The sequence below is a fragment of the Telluria sp. PB2R4 genome, assembly GCF_059685695.1.
On record NZ_JCASIC010000029.1, the window covers coordinates 1 to 2,890 of the forward strand.

The 2,890-nt window shown below is 59.1% G+C and carries 4 protein-coding genes and 1 rRNA gene; 2 read left to right on the top strand and 3 right to left on the bottom strand.

Annotation, left to right across the window (positions count from 1 at the left end):
* Window positions 1-97: ribosomal RNA gene (gene rrf, locus AC56LU_RS23955) — 5S ribosomal RNA — on the top strand; the annotation flags it as partial.
* Between the two features lie 161 nt (window positions 98-258).
* Window positions 259-1,272: a retropepsin-like aspartic protease gene (locus AC56LU_RS23960; RefSeq protein ID WP_497178106.1), complete on the top strand. Its 1,014-nt coding sequence runs from the start codon at window positions 259-261 to the stop codon at window positions 1,270-1,272.
* On the opposite strand, the gene AC56LU_RS23965 is transcribed toward AC56LU_RS23960, so the two are convergent.
* The 3 genes from AC56LU_RS23965 to AC56LU_RS23975 all read right to left on the bottom strand — a co-directional run bounded on the left by AC56LU_RS23965 (window position 1,269) and on the right by AC56LU_RS23975 (window position 2,578).
* Entirely contained in the window at window positions 1,269-1,643 is a 375-nt protein-coding gene (locus tag AC56LU_RS23965) for a hypothetical protein (RefSeq protein ID WP_497178109.1), read from the bottom strand. The two genes, AC56LU_RS23960 and AC56LU_RS23965, sit on opposite strands and share 4 nt — an antisense overlap.
* Before the next feature lie 19 nt (window positions 1,644-1,662).
* Entirely contained in the window at window positions 1,663-1,806 is a 144-nt protein-coding gene (locus tag AC56LU_RS23970) for a hypothetical protein (protein ID WP_497178107.1), read from the bottom strand.
* Window positions 1,807-2,161: 355 nt separating this feature from the next.
* Complete coding sequence (locus tag AC56LU_RS23975) at window positions 2,162-2,578, bottom strand: DUF2061 domain-containing protein (protein WP_497178108.1); 417 nt, start codon at window positions 2,576-2,578, stop codon at window positions 2,162-2,164.
* Window positions 2,579-2,890 lie beyond the last annotated feature (312 nt).

Consider the following 2,890-nt stretch of genomic DNA (forward strand, 5'->3'; position numbering starts at 1 on the left):
AGTCGGTCCCACCCCTTCCCATCCCGAACAGGACCGTGAAACGACTTTGCGCCGATGATAGTGCTGCAACCAGTGTGAAAGTAGGTTATCGTCAGGCTAGTTATAAGAAAAACCCCATCAGATGATTCTGGTGGGGTTTTTTGCTTTGTACCGCCCGCATTCATCGTTTGTATGACACAAGGGTAATTTTCGACACGCCCGTTTGTGCTCACCCGAGTCCCTATACTGTATTTCGTGCGTACTCAACAGGACAATACGATGAACATCAGGCGCCCGGCTTTTCTCTTTCCCTTGCTCCGTACCGCCATCTGCGCCGGTCTCTTCATTTCGCATGCCGCCGGGGCGAATTCCTTGCCGGCAGGCTGCGACATGCGCGAGCTGGCAGCTTTCCCGCTCAGCCTCACCGAAGACTTGCGCCCGGTCGGCGAAGCCATGATCAACGGCCGCACGGTTCCTGCCATGCTGAGCACCGGTGCCGGAGAGTCCCTCGTGTTCAACGAGAAGGTCCTGGAACGTCTCGGCATCGAGGTTCGCTCCTCGACGAGCAAGCTGGATGCCGATGATGCGCGCAACCCGACGAAGGTCGATCTGTACGTGGATACTTCGCACGCAAACATCAAGCACTTCTCGCTCGGACCGTTCAAGGGCAAAGGCGGCAGCTACAAGGTCGAGGACTTCCTGGACGACACTTACGGCGTCCGGGTCGGCGCCGGTATGCTCCTCAAGAACGACCTCGAAATCGCCCTCGATGCCGGTTACCTGAAGTCTTTCAATCCGAGTGGCTGCATCGGCGCGCACCTGGCCTACTGGGATCCGCAGGCCGTGCCTGTGCTTGCCATGTGGGACCCGTGGAAACGCGACGCACGGGTCGTGTTCACCGCAACGATCGGCGGAAAGCCCATTCATGCCTTGTTATCCACGGCGACGCCCTATTCCTATGTACCGAAAGCCGCTGCGGTCAGGCTCGGATTGTCGCCAGACTCACCCGGAGCGACACCCGAGGCACCCCTGCCGGGACACGCTGCCGACAAGCCGGTATGGAAGGTCCCGGTCCCGCTGATGTCGATCGGAGGATTCGAGGTGAAAGACCTGGAACTGCGCCTGATGGACCTGAGCCATGAAGGAGAGGTACTGGTATTGGGGGCGGATTTCCTGCATCGGCACCGGGTCTATATCGCCATGGAGCAGAAGCGCATCTATTTTTCCCCGATCACTACGCCGCAGCCCAGAAAACGCGGTTCGGTGCAGGTGATTCCACAACCGCTGAACTAATCATCCAACAGCTGCAACCCCGCCCGCGACATCTCGTCGAGCCGACAAGGCTTTTGTAGCAGCGGGATACGCTCGAAATGTCGCTGTCCGCACCGGCTTCTCCCGCGTATCCGGATGCGAACAGCAGCTTCGCCCGTGGCAGGTACTGGGCCGTTGCACCTCGTCGCTCCTGCCGGCTCCATTGTCGGCGGATCAGCGCATGGCCCCCAGTGCCCACTGATCAGCTGGAGGACATTGTTGAAATCGTGGGCCACGTCGCCGGTCAGCTGGCCGATCGCTTCCATCTTTTCCGCTTCGTGCAGCGAGGCCTGCGTGCGGGCCAGTTCGCGCGTGCGTCCTTCTTCAGGTTCCGGATCACTTTTGGTGAACATACGGCCCTGAGGCCGCGTATTAATGCTGGGTTGCGCCTGCCTCGGGCGCGGTCCGGAGGATGCTGTGCTCAAGCTGCAGGAGGTCGTAGGGCTTGGGCAGTACGATGATGCCGCTGTCCTGGGGAACCCGGACGTTGTTCCCCTCGCCCGAGGTCAGGATCACGCGCGCCGCCAGCTCGAGGCCTGACAGGTGCGGCGGATTCAGGGGCGTCCTCGATCACCATGATGCGGCGTGTATCGTTTGGCACGGCAGTGTTGCGGACGATGTCCTGGGCGACGGCCGGCGCCGCCATTGGCACGGACAGGCTGGCCGCCCCCAGCTGGCCGCGGACCGCCTGGGCCAGCTGTTCCCGGCTGTAGGGCTTTAGCAGCAGTTCCATGGTCTCGACAAACGCAGCGTCGGGCAGCTGTCCGGAGGTCGGCGTTGCGGACAACGTGTCCGCACCAGTGTCACAGTGCAACACTGATGACGCTGGATATTGACTGCTTAGTAACTCATCTGCATGGCCAACCGGTGTTCAGGCTGCGTGCGCAATACCATTTCCGTTAAAACGAACTTCCAGCTTGTTCCAGAAGCGGTCATGCACAGGGAGGAGCAAGACGTTACAGACCGGTTCGAGCACGGCCGCCATGCCGCCAAAGGCGAGCGAGCCGGTCGCCAGGACCATGACGCTGAAGGCAACGCCCATGTGCATTACAGTCTGGCTCATCTTTTCGGCGCCGAGACGCAGGTAACGATCGCGCGCATTGGTGGCGCGCGCACGAACGGCGGCCCATGCCTTTTCGTGTAGGGGGAGTAACAGCACATTGATGACGGGTTCAATGACGATCGCCAGGCCGCCCAGCATGACGGAACCGGTGACGGCATAGGTAATCGCAAACGCGATCGCCATGTGGGCGATGACCTGGGATGTTTTCTTGGCGGCGATGACCATGTTGGTTCTTCCTGTGCTGTGTTGTCACTACTGAAGCCAGATGATAGCGATTCTCATTCATAGTCGAAAGCCAAATAAATTGAATGAATTGATAGTTCTTAGCTATTGGATGCAAGTCCAGAAGTTGAAAAAAAGCAGCTTGTTCATTAACGCGCTACTTGCGCGAGATATCGGCGTTTGCTATAGTCTCGCTCTTCCGACGCACATTGCAGCCTGTAAGGCAGCGAAAGCGAAGGAGACGAGGGGTTGACGAGTTAAGCGAAGCACTGCATAATCTCACTTCTCTGCTGCTGACGAACACAACGCTTCGCA

Excerpts from the sequence above, each read along its gene's own strand:
- AC56LU_RS23960 (WP_497178106.1), top strand. The coding sequence starts at position 259 with ATGAACATCAGGCGCCCGGCTTTTCTCTTTCCCTTGCTCCGTACCGCC.
- AC56LU_RS23965 (WP_497178109.1), bottom strand. The coding sequence starts at position 1,643 with ATGTTCACCAAAAGTGATCCGGAACCTGAAGAAGGACGCACGCGCGAA.
- AC56LU_RS23975 (WP_497178108.1), bottom strand. The coding sequence starts at position 2,578 with ATGGTCATCGCCGCCAAGAAAACATCCCAGGTCATCGCCCACATGGCG.